Below are 17,418 nucleotides of genomic sequence, written 5' to 3' on the forward strand. Positions count from 1 at the left end.
GCAACCAGTTAAATAAACGCCGCTATCAGGCGCTTCCGTGAGCCATCTATCAATTGGAGAGATTCTCAATATATTGGAATAAAGTGTAGGAAGTTCATTAGAAAGAGATGATCTATATGCGGAACTATCTTTTAACCAAGTCTAATGTGGGGAAGTAGCGCTCACTTCCGGGGATTTTTGGAACCTTAATTATGAATTTTAAAGATCAATTAAAGATCATAATCGCTAGTGATAGTGATTATGTAAATTTAATAGCTGAAATTTATTGTAATGATAAGTTCATTGCTCTTTTGCAACAAGAAGATGGCGTTACTGATATTAAAGTTAAGTTTTCATCCAACATTGATGCATTGGATCTTGACTGGCTTCAAAATGCATTACACGAAGCCAGAAAAAAATTATTAAACTAATTACGCTGGATAGCGCATTACGTGCAGGCGGTGAGGGCACAACTGCTATTGGGAGGGAACTAATCGACGCAGAGAAAGCGGAGCTGGGAAGTAATAATGGATAGATATATCATTGATTACTTGAGTTTTTTCATGCTCAATTCAGAATCTATAAAAAAGCAAGTTGGCTTACGAAATCCGCAGCAGGTTGATCAGCTTAAAAACGATATGATGAGTGATAATTTTAAATTTACCGCACCTGAAGGTCGCATTGCTGGATATGTTGATAGTAAAGGAAATTATTATATATCTGAAGGTAATCACAGGATGGTTGCAGCGCAGGAAATATATCAGAAAACAGGAGATGCTTCATATATAGAAAAACTTATACAAAATGGCTCCTGGACTCAGACCAAAAATGCTCCGGCTGGGGCTTCCTCTATGCCGACAAGAAAGTGATAAAATTTATGCATACTAATCATGAGGATGGCCGCATGTATAAAAATGAGATATACGTAAAAATGTTAGGGCTTGCATTGCCTTACATACGAAATCTACAGCGGTTGGAAAATAAAGAACAAAGCTTGAATATGTCTTGCTATCTGGAAGCTGAACTTGTTCATAACTTATCTAGTACTATCTTGGATAAGGATTTTAAAGAACACGATATTTGGTTTTTAAACAACCAAGCAAAATATTATTTTAAAAAATGCAATGAAGATTTATCCCTAAATTACAATCAACATCTTAGCTATATTAAATAGCTATTTAATATAGCACCTGAAAATTTAGAATCAAAACTTACTTGGGTTGGTCCATAAAGGAGATCCCGGCTAACACATGTTGCTGGGATCTCTTTATCTGCCACTCAGCGACAAGCGGCCGGATCACCAGTTGCCCCCGCTCAACGGCCACGGTAACCGGCGTATCTGTCCCAAATCCGGCCTCTTCCAGCCAGTCGCCTTTAAGGTGCAGGCTGGGTGTGCGGCTGTAATACGTGGTCATTTTTATTACATAAAAGATCCCGGCCACGTTTTGTCATTACCGCCATGCTGTAGCGGTGGTTGAGAATAACAGCCTGCCTTACGTCCCGAAAGCTTACAGACCTTCTTCAGCGTCTGCATGATCTCCTGTTCTGGCGGAGGCGCGGGTAACTTGCCGCGCAGGCCATCAGCGGCGTGTTTGCCGGACTTGCGGGCGGTAGCGTGGCTGGGGGCGCTGCGGGCGGGTTAACTGCAGGCTTAATGGGTTATAACGACGCGCTCAGTAAATTGTTGTTTGGCAGGAAACCTTCTGAACTGTCTGCTGATGAAAAAATGCTTATTGCCAATATTGTTACGCTGGCAGGCGCAGCAACAGGTGGAGCAGGGGATGGCAGTGCAGGAATTGGAAGCGGGGCATCTGCAGGCAGGACTGAGGTTGAGAATAACTATCTGAGCCAGAAACAGCAGGCTCAGAAAGAGAAAGAAATCGCTGAATGTCAGACCACAGCCTGTAAAGCTGGCGCACAGGCGAAATGGACCGCGATTGACCTGGGGCAGGACGGGGGCTTTGCGGCGGGTATGGTCGCCGGGGTTCCGGCAGGGCTGTATGACACGATTGACAGCATCGTTAAAACTGCCAGCAATCCACAGGAAACCCTGTAAGGATAAAGTGAGAGGTTATGTCTATACACATATCATGTTATACAAAATACTCCCCTTATGAGTTACAAGGGAAGCTAAATAACTTATCAGAAAAATATTCTGACTTATTCCCATTGCATTATTATTTATCTAGTGCTGTAGTGCCACATCCTATTCAAAAAGAAATCTCAAATGAATTTGGATTAGATCCATGTTCTTACTTCATAATGAGTGTAAATAACAAGGCGTTAGAAATGTCGACAGATGGAATAGCGAATGTAATTAGAAATGAGCTTGGTAAAGAAAATGTAATCATGCTTCTTAATGGTGAAGACTTAATCTAGATATTTTAGATCTGGCGGAGGCGCGGGTAACTTGCCGCGCAGGCCATCAGCGGCGTGTTTGCCGGCCTTACTGCTGGCACAGATGGTGAAGCAAAATAGTGGAAAAATCATTTTCCTCGAGAAGGGAAATTCTAAGTCGGGGTTGCAGCATATTGTGGAAGAACATGGTAACCAATTTGCACAGAAAGAGACACTAGATATGTATAATAAATTTGAAGTTTGTATATTTGATTTTAGTCACGAGAGGGAACCTGGTGATTATTGGTATGACTGCGCTGTTGTAGAGGCAACTGAAATACTAAAGCAATTTAATGATGATGACTGGGAGATGTTATTAAAACAGCTAAAATATAATTCGTTGTTTTGGCAAAAAAGACTTGTAGAATGTTTGGGTGACTTACACAATACATATGAATTAGAGGTGATTTTAAACCTTATTAATATTGAGGATGAAGATCTGTTTGTCACCTGTATTGATTCATTAAGGTTTTTAAACTTATCATTATTAAGTAAGTCTAAAAGAGAGCAATTCTTATCTCAGGTAAAACCTCTATCAGAAAAATCTTCCCCGCCAATAAAAAGAATACTAGAAGAGTTTATTAAAAAATATAGCTAAATCAAGGATTTATTGGAATGTAGTCGATCTTTTCTCGTCCAATGTTCAGGGGCTGCGATATGACTCTCAAGGAAACCTTATAGACTTTTAGGTACCACCAAAATGACAAACAAACTTCATGCTCAAATAGCGAGCTTGCCGGATAGAGAAAATGTAGTTTATGAAATATATTTAGGTACAGATCAGGTCGCTGAGGTATCTAATGAACCAGATACAGGAATGCGTATAGAAATATTTAATTGTCAGCATGCCAATAGTTGGGATTTAGATTTTAACGAATTTAATATTTTGGTTGAGCAGTCAAAGAAAAATATATCAGCATGAAGAAATCCCTGCCAATCAAAGTTGTCAGAGAGTGCAGTACAGATGGCAGACCAACGTTAGAAATACAGTCTGGTAAGAATAGAATTAAATTTAGATATGATGAGTGATGCCATATGACTGAGAAATTGCTGGATTTTAAATATGATGGGTATTGTTTTAAAAACAGTCAATTATCCGACTTTAAATATTTATCTGGAGTACTCGAGCTAACCTCCATTATGGTCAACGGGGATCAGGCGCGGTGAGGTGGCGAAACTTGAGATCCACAGCGCGGACATTCAAAAATGATATCGCTACGTGAAATCTGCAAGGCAAGGGGTGCCACGTCATAAAAGAATTCACGTAGCGACGCCATCGAAAAACGATAAAACGGAGGGCATACCAATGCGCATTGTCGTCGTAGCGCCATACGATCAGCAGTGGCCAGTGCAGTATCAAGCAGAACGCGCCAGGTTGGAGACTGTGCTGAAGTCAGTGATGGTGTCCAGTCATCATATCGGCAGCACATCAGTACCGGGATTGGTGGCGAAGCCGGTGATAGACATTTTGCTGGAAGTCACAGACCTGAGCGAGTTGGATAAATGCAACCGGGCCATGGCTGCGTCAGGTTTTGATGCTCGGGGTGAAAACGGCATTGCCGGCAGAAGATACTTCACCAAAGGCGGAGATCGTCGGAGTCATCAGGTGCATGCGTTTGAAGTGGGTGATGAACAAATCGTTAAACATCTGGCGTTCAGAGATTATCTGATTGAGAACCCGCAAGTGGCAGAAGCTTACTCGGAGCTGAAACAGAACGCGGCCGAAGTTTGTAGGAATGACATAAAGCAGTATCAGCAGATGAAGAACGATTTCATCAGTCATTATCTGAAGCTTGCCATGGAAGAGCCAGAAGCGCGGCAAAAGGCTACCAAAGCCAATGGCAGCTCAAAAGCACAGATTCCCCGTAACGACACCTAGGTTCGCATAATGTATATTATGTTAAATTGCATATTAACCCGCGAATCGCCCATTGATAAATCCCATACCTTCCCTCTATTACTCATCTGGCGGCTAGTCATTGCCAATCTCTCTGCTGGCCATCAATCTGGGACGCCACTGGATCGTCACAACATCTTCTGCATTTTGAAATTGATAAACGCTTGCCCCCGCACCTGCACCAGCTGTTGTTCGTTCACATCGAAACCCTGGTGAATGAAAAACGGTTTTGCCGTGATGCTTGCTTCAGTCACCATCGACGTCACGCCGTTCTCCCTCGCCCATTGTTCAACCGTGTTGTACAGCGCTGTCGCTACGCCGCGTCGCTGATACTCCGCATCGGTAAACAACAAATCCAGATGACCATCTGCTTCCAGACTGATGATGCCGACAATGCGCCGATGGATTTCCGCCAGCCAAACCTTGCTATCATTTAACCGCTGCTGCCAGCGCTGACGATCGACCTGACTCCACGCCAGAATCTGCTGTTGATCATAATCCTTGCTGGCGATGCCACGCACCGCGCATTGGAACACGGCAATCGCTGCATCCAAATCTTCTGGCCGGTACAACCTGGTTATGATGCGCATTGCATGCCTCTGAATAAACAAAAATCCCACGCAACATTAGTAAAATTGCAGGCTGACATCAACGGCTTCCACGTTTCTCAATCTGCCCACCACAGACCTGCCAGGCTCCCTCGCCTCTTAACCTTGCAGTTCACTTCATCCATAACCCCATCCAGTGCACAAAACACGTAAATGATCTGCATGTTCCCCTCATCCTTTTCTCACCGCTGCCGATACCAATTAAGACAGGCATTTGCGTGCCCGTTACTTTTTACAGAACATCAGGAAAATGACTCCAATTTCATCCCAGCATGCGCACCAACGTGCGTAAAGAGATACGTCCGTCGCCTTAAGGCGTTGGATCAAGTGTCCAGCAGGGAAAATTACGCGGCCGCTTGCCGAACAGAATTTCGTTGTGATGGACGTGGCCAGACGCCGCGCCCGCAACGGGATCATTGCGCTATTGCTAACTTCCTGAGGTGTTCTATGTTTGGTGTGAAAAAATCGGTTTTTTCTCTGCCCTCGTCCAAAAGTAATAGCATCGCAAGGGATATCGATGCGATCAAACAGCATGTGGCATGGATTGAGTTTTTGCCCGATGGAGAGATCCTCAGCGCCAATCAGCAGTTCCTCGACGTTACCGGCTACACGCTCAGTGAGATTCAGGGCAAGCACCACCGAATTTTTTGTAAGCCAGACTTCAGCCGCTCATCCGCTTATGCCGCCTTCTGGCAAACTTTAGCCAGCGGCGAGTCCGTTACCGGCATCTTTGAACGCTTCAGTAAACTGCGCCAGCGTTTCTATCTCAGCGCGACCTACTTCCCGGTCAGCGATGATAAAGGCCAGGTTTATAAAGTGATCAAAGTGGCGAGTGATATCACCGCCCGCCATCAGGAACTGGAACAAAAAGAAGCGGTGATCACCGCGCTGGATCTGTCGATGGCGGTGATTGAGTTCACGCCGGATGGCAAAATCCTGACGGCCAACAGCAACTTTCTCACCCATATGGGCTACAGCCTGTCTGATATCGTCGGGCAGCATCATCGCATCTTCTGCTTTGAAAGCTTCTACCGGGAAAACCCGGATTTTTGGCAGAAAATTGGCAAAGGCCAGCACTTTGTCGGACGCTTCGAGCGCAAAACCGCCAGCGGTGAACGTATCTGGCTGGAAGCCAGCTACAACCCGGTGTATGACGCCGATGGCCATGTGTACAAGGTGATCAAGATTGCCTCGGACATCACCGCCCGGGTGGAAGCAGCTAAACGCGTGGCCGACATTGCCGTCACCACCTCCGAGCAAACCTCGCAGATTACCCACAATGCCAATGAAGTGCTGGATGAAACGGTGCGCAACTCCGGGCTGGTTGCCGTTCAGGTTAATGCGGCGACAGAGATTGGTGCACAGCTCAGTGCTTCGGCCAAAAGCATCAGCGAAGTGGTGGATACCATTAACGTGATTGCCGCGCAGACCAACATTCTGGCGCTGAATGCCGCCATTGAATCCGCCCGCGCGGGTGAAGCCGGACGTGGATTCAGCGTGGTTGCGGCGGAAGTTCGCCGGCTGGCGGCGTCAACCGCCAGCGCCACGCAAAAAATCACCACCGTGGTCGAATTGAACTCAGACCTGATCCAGCAGATGTATAAGCAGCTCGATGCGGTGAAACAGTTCGTCACCTCAGAGCAGGATAAAATCACCGACCTGTCGCGCAGCCTGAAGGAAATCAACAGCGGCGTCAGCCAGTTTGTCAGCGTTATCCACCGACTTGACGTGTGATCGCGCTACGTGAATTCTGCCAATCTATCAAGGCACTGGCCTTGCAGAATTCACGTAGCAACACCAAAAAAGAGGGCGCAAATTGGTTATTTGCGCCCTTTTCTTCTACTTTTTTACCGGGTTCGGCAACTACTTAACGCCGGCGATCCGCTTAAGCTCTTCTTCCGCACCCGGTGCAACCGCCAGAACCTTAGCGCCTTTGGTTATCCGATCGCCTTCGGTGTTAAACGGTAAATACCAGCCGCCCGCTTCTTTCACCAGGCAGTATCCGGCCAGGCAATCCCAGGCATGCATATAGGGTTCGAAATATCCGACCACGCGACCGGCAGCGACCCACGCCAGCATCAATGCGCCCGATCCGATGCGGATAAAGTTGCCGCCCGCTTCCAGCACGGCGCTCAACAACTCGCCGACTTCTTTTGGCGTCACGTAGCTGTTGGCACCAAAACCGACCACATGGTTTTGCAAGGTTCTGGCCGGATCGACCTTCAACGTGACGCCGTTTAAGGTTGCGCCCTTGCCACTGGCGGCAATGTAGCACTCATCAAAACAAGGCGCGTAAATCACTCCAATCACCGGCTCACCGGCATACAGCACTGCGACGGAGACGCACCAGTTTTGCATGCCGTTAAGAAACGGGCTGGTGCCATCAATCGGATCGACCACCCAGGTGAAGCCTGAGGTGCCGGTTTGTAATCCGGTTTCTTCACCCAGGAAACCGTCGTTGCCGAACTGCGTACGGATCAAATCGTCGATATGCTGTTCGACTTCGCGATCGGCAATCGAGACCACATCCTGCAGATCTTTCTTGGTTTCAATCACTAAACGCTCACGCTGATTGAACCACTTCAGGGCCAGCGCGCCGCCGGTTCTGGCGGCTTTTTCGGCCAGCGCCAGACGCTCCATCAGCGCGCCATTATCTACATCAGTCATAATTTTTCCTTACATCCAGGGTTAAGGGGCAATCAGCGCCAGGCCTTGCGGTTTAAAATCCAGCTTCACCCGAGCATTAGGCGGCAGCCGCTGTTCCATTTGCGTATCAACGATAAACAGCGCGCCAAGGTCAGTTTTCACTTCATATTCAATATGATCACCAAGCCAGGTGGTATGCATAATTTCACCGTCGAGCGCGCCTTCGCCAGACGGGCAGACGGTGATGAACTGCGGACGCACCGAGAGCTGAGCCTTGCCCGGTTGCGCGCCGTTCCCCTGCACCCGATAACGCTGGCTACCGAGGCGGATCAGGGCATTATCCCCTTCCAATGTTTCAACTTCACACGGCAGGATGTTCGCTTCACCCATAAAATCGGCGATAAACACCGAGTTCGGCGAGCGGTACAGGGTTTCCGGCGCACCCTGCTGGGCAATATTCCCCTCCTGCATCACGATGATTTTATCGGAAACGGCCAGCGCCTCTTCCTGATCGTGGGTGACATACACGGCGGTAAACCCCAGGCGCTGTTGCAGATCGCGGATATCCGTCCGCACCCGACGGCGCAGGCGCTCATCGAGGTTAGACAGCGGCTCGTCCAGCAGCAGCACCTGCGGTTCCAGAACTAATGCGCGAGCGACGGCAATACGCTGCTGCTGTCCGCCGGAGAGTTCCGAAGGCAGCCGGTTGCCCTGATGCTCCAGACCGATCATCTTCAGCCCTTCTCTGGCGCGGTCCTGCGCCTCCTTCTTGTTCATGCCGCCGGCCTGCAATCCGTACATCACGTTGTCCAGAGCCGACATATGCGGGAACAGCGCGTAGGACTGAAACACCATCGCCACGTCACGCTCATTGGCCGGCAGATTGGTCACATCTTTGCCGCTGATGCGAATGGTGCCGGACGTGGGATGTTCCAGTCCGGCCAGTAAACGCAGCGTGGTGGTTTTGCCGCAGCCCGAAGGCCCCAGCAGCGTCACCAGCGTGCCCGCCTCAACCGTCAGCGACAGGTCGGGAACGGCGGTGAATCCGGCAAAGCGCTTTGAGACATGTTCAAACACAACGGTTCCGGCTTTTAACGCGCTCATACGGCATTCTCCTGGGTTAAGGCAGCGGCAGACGGTGCTATCGTCGCCACCTGTGTGGTTTTACTTGCCCGGCCCAGGCGACGTTCGCCGACCAGCAACTGGAATACGGCAATGATCGCCAGCATCACTACGATCAGCACCGAAGAATAGGCGATTGCCACACCGTACTCGCCGTTTTCGACCAGCCCAACAATGTACGAGGTCGCCATGTTGTACTGCGCGCTGACCAGGAAAATCACCGCACTGATTGAGGTGATCGCCCGGACAAAGGCATACACCAGCGCGGCGCTGATCGCCGGTTTCAACAACGGCAGCACCACTTTTCTCAGCGTGCGGAAGCTGTTGGCCCCAAGGGTTAAGGAGGCTTCATCAAGACTCTGGTCGAGCTGACTCATCGCCGCGATACCCCCGCGCACGCCGACCGGCATATTGCGGAAAACAAAGCAGACGATCAGGATCAACGCGGTGCCGGTGATTTCCAGCGGCGGCAGGTTGTAGGCCATCACATAGCTGACGCCGATCACCGTGCCGGGAATGGCAAAACTCAGCATCAGCGCAAACTCAAACGCCTGACGACCGGCAAACTTCTGCCGGACGATCAGCCAGGCGGTTAACAGGCCGACGATGGCGGTCAGAGGTGCGGCGATCAGCGCGATTTCCAGCGTGGTCCAGAACGAATTCCAGGCGACGCCGGTCCACAGCAGATGCCCATCCTGCAGCGTGATGCTAAAGGCGCGAATATAATGTTCCAGCGTCAGGTTATTGTTCAGTCCCCACGACTGTACAAAACCGCCGATCATAATCATGCCGTAGATCACCAGGGTGAACAGTCCCCACGGGATCACCAACCCATACACGCCAATCCGCATCGGTTTCGGTAACTGCGCATGGCGGCCGCCATCCCCTTTGCCGGTGACGGTGGCGAAGCTTTTACCGGAGAGCCACACGCGCTGAATAATAAAGGCGCATAAGGTAAAGCAGAGCAGGATCATTGCCAGCACCGCTGCCCGGCTCGGATCGTTCTGCGCACCGACCACCGAGAAGAAAATCTCGGTAGAAAGCACGCCGTGACTGCCGCCCAGCACCATCGGATTGCCGAAATCCGCCATGCTCTCGATAAAGCTGATCAGGAAGGCGTTGGCCAGTCCCGGCGCCATTAACGGCAGCGAAACCCGCGAAAAGGTGTGCCAGCGGTTGCCGCGCAACGTTTGAGACGCTTCTTCCAGTGACGGGCTGATGCCTTCCACCACGCCAATCAACACCATAAAGGCCACCGGCGTAAACGACAGTACCTGGGCAATCCAGATGCCGGTCATGCCATACAGCCAGCGTCCCGGTTCAATGCCAAACAGCGCGGCGAGCTGCGTAGTGACCACACCCGAACGGCCAAACAGCAGGATCAGGGCCAGCCCGATCACAAACGGCGGCGTGATGATTGGCAGGATGGTCAGCATCCGTAGCGCTTTTTTACACGGCAAGCCGGTACGCGATACCGCCAGCGCAAAAGCCAGTCCCAGTAACGTTGATCCGGTGGCGGTCATCAGCGCCAGCATCAGCGTGCGCCAGGCGGTGCCGCAACTTCCGCCGTTCAGGCAGGACAGGCTCCAGATGGCAGGGTCCTGAATATTGCTGATTAGCCCGTCCGGCTTAAAGCTACCGTCGACATCCTGCACCGATGCGACAAACAGGCTCAGCACCGGATACAGCACAAAGGTGCTCACCAGCGCGACCAGCATCACAATCGACGCGACCACAAAGGCATCGCCTTTCAACACTCCACGCTCTGCCAGCGCAAAGGAGAACAGCAGCAGAAAGGTGGTAAGCATCAGAATTGCGCCGGCGCCAAACGCGGGTTGGCCCTGTGCCAGCGGCCCGAAGGCATTTTCCAGCCACAGCCAGTTCCAGCCGCTGTAGCCAATTGCGTGCCCTTCAACCACCATAAATACGATGCCCAGCGCGCTGACCGCCAGCAATAAGGCACTCCTCGTGCCGCTGTGTTTGATCAAGCCACTGAGTGCCGCCAGCCCAAACAAACTGACGATCGCCATTAACCACGGATGCAAATGCGACAGCATCTGCCACAGGCCTGGCGCGGTCGCCTCATCGCCCCACAGCGTGGTGAGCCAGGAGAACTGGAAGAACCCCGCTTCCAGGCTGTACCAGGGCAGCAGCGTTAATGCGACCGCGCCCAGACCCAGCGCGCCGACTAACCGCCGGTTATTTGTATTCATACAACACCTCGACCTGAACGGGCAGGCTGAAGCGGACGTCAGGCGTGAGCCACCGCTGTTCGGTAAAGCTACCGGGCGATCCCGGCAGTGCGAGATTACTGAGCGCTTGCGCCGATTTCTTTATCCCAACGGCCCAGCAGCGCCTTGCGCTTTGCGGTATCGCCGTAGGTTTTGAAATCGTAATCAATCAGTTTGATATTTTCGAAGCGCGGCGCGTATTCAGAGATTTCAGCTTTGGTATTGGACGGCAGCTGGAAGGATTTGGCTTCTTTCATATGCGACTGGGCTTCTGCGCTCAACGCCCAGTCATACCAGACCTTGGCACTGGCCAGGTTGCGTGCGCCCTTCACAATCGACATCGACCCAATCTCGTAGCCGGTGCCTTCACAAGGTGCGACCGTTTTCACCGGGAAGCCATCGACTTCCATCGCTACCGAATCATGCATAAAGACGATGCCGACGGTGGTTTCACCGCGTGCCGCCGCTTTCACCGGCGCAGAGCCGGATTTGGTGTACTGCGAGATATTGGCATTGAGCTTTTTCAGGTAATCGAACGCTTTATCTTCACCCATGATCTGCACCAACGTGGCTAAGGCGTTATAGGCGGTGCCGGAGGAATTCGGGTTAGCGATTTGGATTTCGCCCTTGAAGGCCGGGTCAAGCAGGTCCGCCCAACAGGCTGGCGCTTTGATCTTCTTCTCGGCAAGTAATTTGGTGTTGTAGCCCCAGCCCAGCGCACCGGCGTAGATGCCGACGGTACGATAACCGGAAATCTCGGCCTGCTTCTGTGCCCAGTCTTGCTGCTGCGGCAACAGCGGCGATTTATACACCTGGGTCAGCCCTTCTGATGCGGCCTGCATATGCGGATCGCCGGTGCCAGCCCACCAGATGTCGGTGCGCGGGTTACGCGCTTCGCTGCGTAAACGGGCATAGGCTTCTCCGGCGGAGAGTCGGACCATGCTAACTTTAATGTCCGGATGCGATTTGCTGAAGATGTCGGTCATATGTTCGCAGACCACCACATCCGCTGAACAGATCATATTGAGGTTCCCGGCGGCGCTGGCCATAAGCGGCAGACTCGATCCGCAAAGTGTAAGGGCAGTGATCAACAAGGTGTGACGCATGGGTATTCTCCTTGATTGTTATTTGTGTTGCTGATAAAACAAGCATCTTGCACATGTGTGCAAAGTAATAGAGTACATAAATTGGCCCGTCAATCACCTTGGTTTCAAATTGACTGGCAGTGTCACAAAATTGCAACATAATCACGGCGCATTATTTTGCACACTTGTGCAAAAGGTGGAATAGTCATTCAGGTGTGGTTGCCAGCAGGAGAGAAAATGTGAGCCAGGGTAAAACGGGGATTAATGCCTATGACGTCGCGCAGCGTGCCGGCGTGTCCCGATCGGCGGTGTCGCGCACCTTTACGCCGGGTGCCAGCGTGTCGGAAAGTACCCGCAACCGGGTGATGAAAGCGGCTGAAGAGCTGGGTTATCACGTTAATCATCTGGCGCGTAGCCTGGTCAGTAACCGCAGCGGCATCGTGTGCCTGATCGTCTCCGATGTCGCCACGCCCTACCGTGCCAGTCTGGTCAGTTGGCTGACACATTTTTTGCAGGAAGCCGGCAAGGTGGCGATGATCATTAACACCGATCTTTCCGATAACAGCGTCTCGGCGGCCCTGCAGCAGGCGATCAACTTCCGCGCCGATGCCTCGATTATTCTTTCAGGCATGCCGGACAGCGGCATCACTCAGCTTTGCTATCAGCACGGTCAGCACCTGATTCTGATTAACCGTGACGAATCCCTGCCCGGTTCGCTGAGCATCAACCTGGATTCCCGCAAGGCGGCCGATACCGCCATCAGCGCCTTTGTGCGCGCAGGCTGTCGCCATCTGGCCTTTGCCAATTCGCAGGCCGGTACGCCCAGCCTGATGAAACGAGAAACAGATTTTCTGGCCGCGGCCGAACGCGCCGGCCTGACGGTGGACGTTGAGCGCTTCGGCACCACCTCGTATGAAAGCGGACAGATACTGGCGCATCGCCTGCTGACCCGGCAGAAGCGGCCCGATGCGGTATTTTGCGTTACCGATCTGGTGGCCTGTGGTTTTATGGACGAAGCGCGAACCCGTTTCAGCTTACGCATCCCGGAAGATTTGTGTATCGTGGGCTACGACAATATTGCGCAAAGCGGCTGGTCATCCTACAACCTCACCACCTTCGCCCCGCCGATGGAAACCTTTTCCCGCGAGGCGGTACAGTGGCTGGTTGCTCAGGAAAAAAGCAGCCATGAACTGGATCCTCGCGTCGATCGGCCCAGCGACAAATGCCTGTATGAAGCCAGCGTGGTGTGGCGTGGCTCGGTCCGTGGGGGATAAACCAACACTATTCAGAGGTCGTCATGTCAGACATTAAGTCAGCACAGTGCCATTGTGGTTCCGTCGTGTTTAACGTCGAGCTTATTGATGGCTTTAACGGCGTGCTTCGCTGCAACTGTTCCCTGTGCGCGAAGCGTGGCGCGGTGATGGCGATGGGTAAACGGGTTGAGGTGATCAACGGGCAGGATATGCTGACCGAGTACCGCTTTAATTCAGGCGAAGCCGCGCATTTCTTCTGCAAAACCTGCGGTGTCTATACCTTCCACCAACGGCGTTCGAATCCGGAATTTTACGGCATTAACGTCGCCTGCATTGAGGGCGTTACGCCTTTCGACTTTTCCCCGGTCCCGGTCTCCGATGGCCTTAATCACCCCAAAGACGGCGGCGCGGGCGGCATCGCCGGTTATATCTCTTACACACCGAAGTAATCACCGTCGGTAATCAGGTGTCTCTGAGACGCCTGATTAGGGTAAGATACGGCAACTTTTTACGTCAGCACGGAGGCTATCATCGCCCTTTCTCGCCGCTTTTTCCCGGCCACCAATCTGAAAAAATTCAGCGCGCTGGCGCTGGTTGGCACCGCGTTGCTGCTGGCCAGCTGCGCCTCACAGCCACCCAAATCGCTGGTAACGCCCTTTCCAGCAGTGACTAAGCAACCGGTTCCTGTGACACCGTCACTTACCGCGCAGCCGATGCGCGGCGTCTGGCTGACCACCGTTTCGCGGCTGGACTGGCCACCGGTCTCGTCGGTGAACGTTAGCAGTGCGGCGCTGCGTATCAGCCAGCAGCAACAGGCGCTGAAGGACAAGCTGGATAAGCTGAAAAGCCTCGGCATCAATACCGTCTTCTTCCAGGTTAAACCGGATGCCACCGCGCTGTGGCCCTCCAAAATCCTGCCGTGGTCAGATATGCTGACCGGCAAAATTGGCGAAGATCCGGGTTACGATCCGCTGCAGTTTATGCTCGATGAAGCGCACAAGCGCGGCATTAAGGTGCATGCCTGGTTTAACCCCTATCGCGTGTCGGTCAACACCAAAGCGTCGACGGTTGCCGAGTTAAACCGCACCGTTTCGTTACATCCCGCCAGCGTGTTTGTGCTGCATCCCGACTGGATCCGTACCTCAGGCGATCGCTTTGTCCTCGATCCGGGCATTCCGGAAGCGCGGGACTGGATCACCAGCATCGTCTCCGAAGTGGTTGCCCGTTACCCGATAGACGGCGTGCAGTTTGATGATTACTTCTACACCGAATCGCCCGGCTCTGCCCTGAACGACAATCAAACCTACAGCCGCTATGGTCAGGGGTTTGCCTCAAAAGCGGACTGGCGCCGACATAACACCCAGCTGCTGATCGAGCAGGTGTCGCGCACCATCAAGCAGCTGAAACCGGATGTGCAGTTTGGCGTCAGCCCGGCCGGCGTCTGGCGGAATATTTCGCACGATCCGGCTGGTTCAGCGACTCGTGGTGCCGCCGCCTATGACGAATCCTATGCCGATACCCGCCGCTGGGTGCAACAGGGCCTGCTGGATTATATTGCGCCGCAGCTGTACTGGCCTTTCGCGCGTGATGCGGCGCGCTATGATGTGCTGGCAAACTGGTGGGCGAACGTGGTGAAAAACACCCCGACCAAACTCTATATCGGCGTGGCGCTGTATAAAATTGGCGAACCGTCGAAGATGGAGCCGGACTGGATGATTGAAGGCGGCGTGCCCGAGTTGAAAAAGCAGCTCGATCTGAATGATGCCGTGCCGCAGATTGACGGCACGATCCTGTTCAGGGAGAACTATCTTAATCAACCGCAGACGCAGAAAGCGGTCGATTATCTGCGCTCACGCTGGGGACGCTAATCAACCTGTTCGGCCAGTAAATTCCAGGCGCTGGGATGCTGTTCAAAACCGATTTTTGGGTAGTATTCCACCGCCAGCGGCGCCGCCAGCAGGATAACGCGGCATTTTGGATGAAGCTGCGCGGCGGTGACAGATATCAGCTTTTTACCCAGCCCGGACTTTTGCACCGTCTCGGACACCGCGAGGTCGGACAGATAGCAACAAAAGCTGAAATCGGTCAGCGATCGCGCCACGCCCACCAGCCGGTCGCCAATCCAGGCGGTCACCAGCAGGTTGCTGTGTTTCAGCATATCGGCGATGCGATCCCGATCGGCAATTGGCCTTCTCTCGCCAAGCGAGGTCTCTTTCAGTAAGTTGATAAACTGCGTTTCGGTGATAGGTTCATTAATTTTGTAGCCGATCTCTGCCTCTGACATGCCAGACTCTCCTGCTGATGATGGCGATCGATAGTATCAAGACTCAAGGAGCATCATCATGGAACATCCGGTCAGCAATCAAGACTATTTTCAGCAAACCTTCGATAAGCTGGATCTTATTTCAGCCAGTCTGGAAAGCGCGCGATTTGAAGAGTGCGTGTTCAATAACTGCAACTTTACCTCGGCGCAACTGACCCGCTGTAAGTTCACCCAATGTACCTTCAACCACTGTAACCTCAGCGTGACGGGCATCAGCTGGTCGACGTTTTATGAGGTGGCGTTCAATGAGTGCAAGCTGAGCGGCATCGACTGGACGCGCGCGCAGTGGCCAACCTTCAATCTCGATCCTGAGCTGCAGTTTACTCAATGCCTGTTAACCAACGCGTCGTTTCAGGGATTGAAGTTAAATGGTTTGACGCTGGACGAGTGCAAGCTGCATGAGGTGGACTTCCGCGAGTGTGATTTGGCCAACGCAACGATCACCGGCTGCGACCTGGCAGGCAGTTTATTTAACAACACCAATCTGCGGGCGGCGGATTTTACCGACTCCTGGAACTTCACTATTGACGTGATGCACAATACCGTCGCGAGGGCGAAATTTTCGCGGCTTGAAGCGGTGAATTTGCTGGAAGGATTGGGGATTGAATTAGTCGATTAAACAGAATATTCGTCATCTGGTTGATGAATAAAGAAACACCAGATGACGTAAAGCCGATTTAGGTTACACGATTAACTAATTAACCAGATGGAATTTAGCCGTTGCGGCACTTCTTTCTTTTACCGGTAGGCTGGTCAGGCTGTCTTCAAGGATACCCAGAATGGCGCTATCGACCTGTTCATCGAACTTTCTGGCGAATAGATTTTTACTGTTAAGCAAAACCACTGAATCTTTTCGGACAAAATCACGCGGACGCAGCTTAATATCGTCACTGGCGACCCAGTCAATTTCACGTTTATCGTCGGAGACGATCACTGATTTAAAGGTGGTATTCATCAATACCGTCTGGAAAAAACCTTCATCTGCGATCAGCGTATTTCGGTAGAAGTCTTCAAACTTTTTCAGTTCAGGACTGTAGGTAATGAACTCACAGAATGCCCGGCTGAGGATCATCCATTGATTGCCAATATAGGGCGTCACACCTTTTAAAAACATCCGGTTGGCAAGCGGATCGATTTCTAATTTATCCCCCACTTCCTGCACATAGTCTTTAATGCGGTGCAGGGTTTCCGGACGGATTTTGGCCTGATCGGCAACCTTAATAAATTCAACGCCTTTATGCAGATTCAGGAAGCTCAGTATCTCTGCCTGACTTTTTAACGGGAAGTCCTGCCCGCTGAGGTTGATAAAATATTCCCATTTAACGTCCATATTGACCAGTTTTTTAATGCCGCGTAATGCTGCATCCACCAGACTATAGCCGCCCCAGATCGCATCTTTGCTTTCTAATATCGACGCATTGTCATAGTCTTTTAAAAACAGGGTGATGTCATCAACCGTTTCAGCCTCTGCACCTTTATCGATATGGATCAGGTAATGATTATCCGCATGATAGATAGATTTAAACAGACGTTTAAACTGGTGAGGGTAACGGTGTGCAAGAATAAAATAAGCGATCATTGAATTTCCTTTCTTGATTATTATAAAATAATCCTCATGGAAATAATGAGGTAACAAACGAAGGGATCTTCGTTAAAACCAAATGAGAGACAGTGGTAATAGATCGAGTATAACACGCTTACTGCCGTTTCATTTTTATACTTTTCAAACTTGCCGATTAATGACAAAAACTCAGCAACAAAAAAGGTCTAACCAGTTGAATACGTAAACAATGAGAGGCTTAAATTTTAACGGGCAATTAAAAATTATCTCCCTTCCATTTCAACCCCTCTTAACGATATTTATTCTTCTCAGTCAG

General features: G+C 51.4%; 21 protein-coding genes. 13 read left to right on the forward strand and 8 right to left on the reverse strand.

Going from position 1 to position 17,418, the window contains the following annotated elements:
• Positions 1-191 precede the first annotated feature (191 nt).
• The 3 genes from E2F51_RS18120 to E2F51_RS18130 all read left to right on the forward strand — a co-directional run bounded on the left by E2F51_RS18120 (position 192) and on the right by E2F51_RS18130 (position 1,153).
• Positions 192-410, forward strand: a complete 219-nt coding sequence (locus E2F51_RS18120) for a hypothetical protein (protein WP_134824157.1) — start codon at positions 192-194, stop codon at positions 408-410.
• 96 nt (positions 411-506) lie between these two features.
• Positions 507-848 (forward strand): hypothetical protein, encoded by a 342-nt coding sequence (locus E2F51_RS18125; protein ID WP_134824158.1) that lies wholly within the window; start codon positions 507-509, stop codon positions 846-848.
• A 35-nt stretch (positions 849-883) separates the two neighbouring features.
• Entirely contained in the window at positions 884-1,153 is a 270-nt protein-coding gene (locus E2F51_RS18130) for a zinc ABC transporter substrate-binding protein (protein WP_134824159.1), read from the forward strand.
• A gap of 37 nt (positions 1,154-1,190) precedes the next feature.
• On the opposite strand, the gene E2F51_RS18135 is transcribed toward E2F51_RS18130, so the two are convergent.
• The gene (locus E2F51_RS18135) at positions 1,191-1,394 is read right to left on the reverse strand and encodes a SymE family type I addiction module toxin (RefSeq protein ID WP_134824160.1); all 204 of its coding nucleotides are present in this window, start codon (positions 1,392-1,394) and stop codon (positions 1,191-1,193) included.
• A gap of 239 nt (positions 1,395-1,633) precedes the next feature.
• On the opposite strand from E2F51_RS18135, the gene E2F51_RS18145 reads away from it, so the two are divergent.
• The 5 genes from E2F51_RS18145 (at position 1,634) to E2F51_RS18165 (ending at position 4,255) form a co-directional block, all read left to right on the forward strand.
• Positions 1,634-2,035: a VENN motif pre-toxin domain-containing protein gene (locus tag E2F51_RS18145; RefSeq protein WP_245174131.1), complete on the forward strand. Its 402-nt coding sequence runs from the start codon at positions 1,634-1,636 to the stop codon at positions 2,033-2,035.
• 17 nt (positions 2,036-2,052) lie between these two features.
• Positions 2,053-2,358 (forward strand): hypothetical protein, encoded by a 306-nt coding sequence (locus E2F51_RS18150; RefSeq protein WP_134824161.1) that lies wholly within the window; start codon positions 2,053-2,055, stop codon positions 2,356-2,358.
• A gap of 82 nt (positions 2,359-2,440) precedes the next feature.
• Entirely contained in the window at positions 2,441-2,974 is a 534-nt protein-coding gene (locus tag E2F51_RS18155; RefSeq protein WP_134824162.1) for a hypothetical protein, read from the forward strand.
• A gap of 102 nt (positions 2,975-3,076) precedes the next feature.
• Positions 3,077-3,298 (forward strand): hypothetical protein, encoded by a 222-nt coding sequence (locus E2F51_RS18160; RefSeq protein ID WP_013202211.1) that lies wholly within the window; start codon positions 3,077-3,079, stop codon positions 3,296-3,298.
• Between the two features lie 384 nt (positions 3,299-3,682).
• Positions 3,683-4,255 (forward strand): GrpB family protein, encoded by a 573-nt coding sequence (locus tag E2F51_RS18165; RefSeq protein WP_134824163.1) that lies wholly within the window; start codon positions 3,683-3,685, stop codon positions 4,253-4,255.
• Positions 4,256-4,401: 146 nt separating this feature from the next.
• On the opposite strand, the gene E2F51_RS18170 is transcribed toward E2F51_RS18165, so the two are convergent.
• Complete coding sequence (locus tag E2F51_RS18170; protein WP_134824164.1) at positions 4,402-4,863, reverse strand: GNAT family N-acetyltransferase; 462 nt, start codon at positions 4,861-4,863, stop codon at positions 4,402-4,404.
• A 465-nt stretch (positions 4,864-5,328) separates the two neighbouring features.
• Between E2F51_RS18170 and E2F51_RS18175 the strand changes: the two genes are divergently transcribed.
• Entirely contained in the window at positions 5,329-6,615 is a 1,287-nt protein-coding gene (locus E2F51_RS18175) for a PAS domain-containing methyl-accepting chemotaxis protein (RefSeq protein WP_013202214.1), read from the forward strand.
• 129 nt (positions 6,616-6,744) lie between these two features.
• On the opposite strand, the gene E2F51_RS18180 is transcribed toward E2F51_RS18175, so the two are convergent.
• From E2F51_RS18180 to E2F51_RS18195, 4 genes are all read right to left on the reverse strand, one after another.
• Positions 6,745-7,548: an inositol monophosphatase gene (locus tag E2F51_RS18180; RefSeq protein ID WP_134824165.1), complete on the reverse strand. Its 804-nt coding sequence runs from the start codon at positions 7,546-7,548 to the stop codon at positions 6,745-6,747.
• 21 nt (positions 7,549-7,569) lie between these two features.
• Positions 7,570-8,631 (reverse strand): ABC transporter ATP-binding protein, encoded by a 1,062-nt coding sequence (locus tag E2F51_RS18185; RefSeq protein WP_105758952.1) that lies wholly within the window; start codon positions 8,629-8,631, stop codon positions 7,570-7,572.
• Positions 8,628-10,862: an iron ABC transporter permease gene (locus tag E2F51_RS18190; RefSeq protein WP_134824166.1), complete on the reverse strand. Its 2,235-nt coding sequence runs from the start codon at positions 10,860-10,862 to the stop codon at positions 8,628-8,630. The genes E2F51_RS18185 and E2F51_RS18190 overlap by 4 nt, the downstream gene beginning before the upstream one ends.
• 95 nt (positions 10,863-10,957) lie before the next feature.
• On the reverse strand, positions 10,958-11,986 hold the full coding sequence (locus E2F51_RS18195) for an ABC transporter substrate-binding protein (RefSeq protein WP_105758950.1): 1,029 nt from the start codon (positions 11,984-11,986) through the stop codon (positions 10,958-10,960).
• A gap of 218 nt (positions 11,987-12,204) precedes the next feature.
• Between E2F51_RS18195 and E2F51_RS18200 the strand changes: the two genes are divergently transcribed.
• The 3 genes from E2F51_RS18200 to E2F51_RS18210 all read left to right on the forward strand — a co-directional run bounded on the left by E2F51_RS18200 (position 12,205) and on the right by E2F51_RS18210 (position 15,086).
• Positions 12,205-13,239 carry a LacI family DNA-binding transcriptional regulator gene (locus tag E2F51_RS18200; RefSeq protein ID WP_105758949.1) on the forward strand — a complete coding sequence of 345 codons (1,035 nt, stop codon included), beginning with the start codon at positions 12,205-12,207 and terminating at the stop codon, positions 13,237-13,239.
• A 23-nt stretch (positions 13,240-13,262) separates the two neighbouring features.
• Positions 13,263-13,667, forward strand: a complete 405-nt coding sequence (locus E2F51_RS18205; protein WP_134824167.1) for a GFA family protein — start codon at positions 13,263-13,265, stop codon at positions 13,665-13,667.
• 117 nt (positions 13,668-13,784) lie between these two features.
• Positions 13,785-15,086: a glycoside hydrolase family 10 protein gene (locus E2F51_RS18210; RefSeq protein ID WP_134824168.1), complete on the forward strand. Its 1,302-nt coding sequence runs from the start codon at positions 13,785-13,787 to the stop codon at positions 15,084-15,086.
• Here the strand turns inward: E2F51_RS18210 and E2F51_RS18215 are convergent.
• A complete protein-coding gene (locus E2F51_RS18215; protein WP_013202222.1) occupies positions 15,083-15,502 on the reverse strand; it encodes a GNAT family N-acetyltransferase in 420 nt (139 codons plus the stop codon). The genes E2F51_RS18210 and E2F51_RS18215 overlap by 4 nt on opposite strands.
• Before the next feature lie 58 nt (positions 15,503-15,560).
• Here E2F51_RS18215 and E2F51_RS18220 point away from each other — a divergent pair, with 58 nt between their 5' ends.
• Positions 15,561-16,160 carry a pentapeptide repeat-containing protein gene (locus E2F51_RS18220; protein WP_134824169.1) on the forward strand — a complete coding sequence of 200 codons (600 nt, stop codon included), beginning with the start codon at positions 15,561-15,563 and terminating at the stop codon, positions 16,158-16,160.
• Positions 16,161-16,235: 75 nt separating this feature from the next.
• On the opposite strand, the gene E2F51_RS18225 is transcribed toward E2F51_RS18220, so the two are convergent.
• Positions 16,236-17,120: a beta-1,6-N-acetylglucosaminyltransferase gene (locus E2F51_RS18225; RefSeq protein ID WP_105758945.1), complete on the reverse strand. Its 885-nt coding sequence runs from the start codon at positions 17,118-17,120 to the stop codon at positions 16,236-16,238.
• Positions 17,121-17,418: the final 298 nt, after the last annotated feature.

The organism is Erwinia sp. QL-Z3 (genome assembly GCF_004551645.1).
In the GTDB taxonomy this organism is placed as follows: domain Bacteria; phylum Pseudomonadota; class Gammaproteobacteria; order Enterobacterales; family Enterobacteriaceae; genus Erwinia; species Erwinia billingiae.

Coding starts and splice junctions, on each gene's coding strand:
- E2F51_RS18120 (WP_134824157.1), top strand. CDS start 192: ATGAATTTTAAAGATCAATTAAAGATCATAATCGCTAGTGATAGTGAT.
- E2F51_RS18125 (WP_134824158.1), top strand. CDS start 507: ATGGATAGATATATCATTGATTACTTGAGTTTTTTCATGCTCAATTCA.
- E2F51_RS18130 (WP_134824159.1), top strand. CDS start 884: ATGTATAAAAATGAGATATACGTAAAAATGTTAGGGCTTGCATTGCCT.
- E2F51_RS18135 (WP_134824160.1), bottom strand. CDS start 1,394: ATGACCACGTATTACAGCCGCACACCCAGCCTGCACCTTAAAGGCGAC.
- E2F51_RS18145 (WP_245174131.1), top strand. CDS start 1,634: ATGGGTTATAACGACGCGCTCAGTAAATTGTTGTTTGGCAGGAAACCT.
- E2F51_RS18150 (WP_134824161.1), top strand. CDS start 2,053: ATGTCTATACACATATCATGTTATACAAAATACTCCCCTTATGAGTTA.
- E2F51_RS18155 (WP_134824162.1), top strand. CDS start 2,441: ATGGTGAAGCAAAATAGTGGAAAAATCATTTTCCTCGAGAAGGGAAAT.
- E2F51_RS18160 (WP_013202211.1), top strand. CDS start 3,077: ATGACAAACAAACTTCATGCTCAAATAGCGAGCTTGCCGGATAGAGAA.
- E2F51_RS18165 (WP_134824163.1), top strand. CDS start 3,683: ATGCGCATTGTCGTCGTAGCGCCATACGATCAGCAGTGGCCAGTGCAG.
- E2F51_RS18170 (WP_134824164.1), bottom strand. CDS start 4,863: ATGCGCATCATAACCAGGTTGTACCGGCCAGAAGATTTGGATGCAGCG.
- E2F51_RS18175 (WP_013202214.1), top strand. CDS start 5,329: ATGTTTGGTGTGAAAAAATCGGTTTTTTCTCTGCCCTCGTCCAAAAGT.
- E2F51_RS18180 (WP_134824165.1), bottom strand. CDS start 7,548: ATGACTGATGTAGATAATGGCGCGCTGATGGAGCGTCTGGCGCTGGCC.
- E2F51_RS18185 (WP_105758952.1), bottom strand. CDS start 8,631: ATGAGCGCGTTAAAAGCCGGAACCGTTGTGTTTGAACATGTCTCAAAG.
- E2F51_RS18190 (WP_134824166.1), bottom strand. CDS start 10,862: ATGAATACAAATAACCGGCGGTTAGTCGGCGCGCTGGGTCTGGGCGCG.
- E2F51_RS18195 (WP_105758950.1), bottom strand. CDS start 11,986: ATGCGTCACACCTTGTTGATCACTGCCCTTACACTTTGCGGATCGAGT.
- E2F51_RS18205 (WP_134824167.1), top strand. CDS start 13,263: ATGTCAGACATTAAGTCAGCACAGTGCCATTGTGGTTCCGTCGTGTTT.
- E2F51_RS18215 (WP_013202222.1), bottom strand. CDS start 15,502: ATGTCAGAGGCAGAGATCGGCTACAAAATTAATGAACCTATCACCGAA.
- E2F51_RS18220 (WP_134824169.1), top strand. CDS start 15,561: ATGGAACATCCGGTCAGCAATCAAGACTATTTTCAGCAAACCTTCGAT.
- E2F51_RS18225 (WP_105758945.1), bottom strand. CDS start 17,120: ATGATCGCTTATTTTATTCTTGCACACCGTTACCCTCACCAGTTTAAA.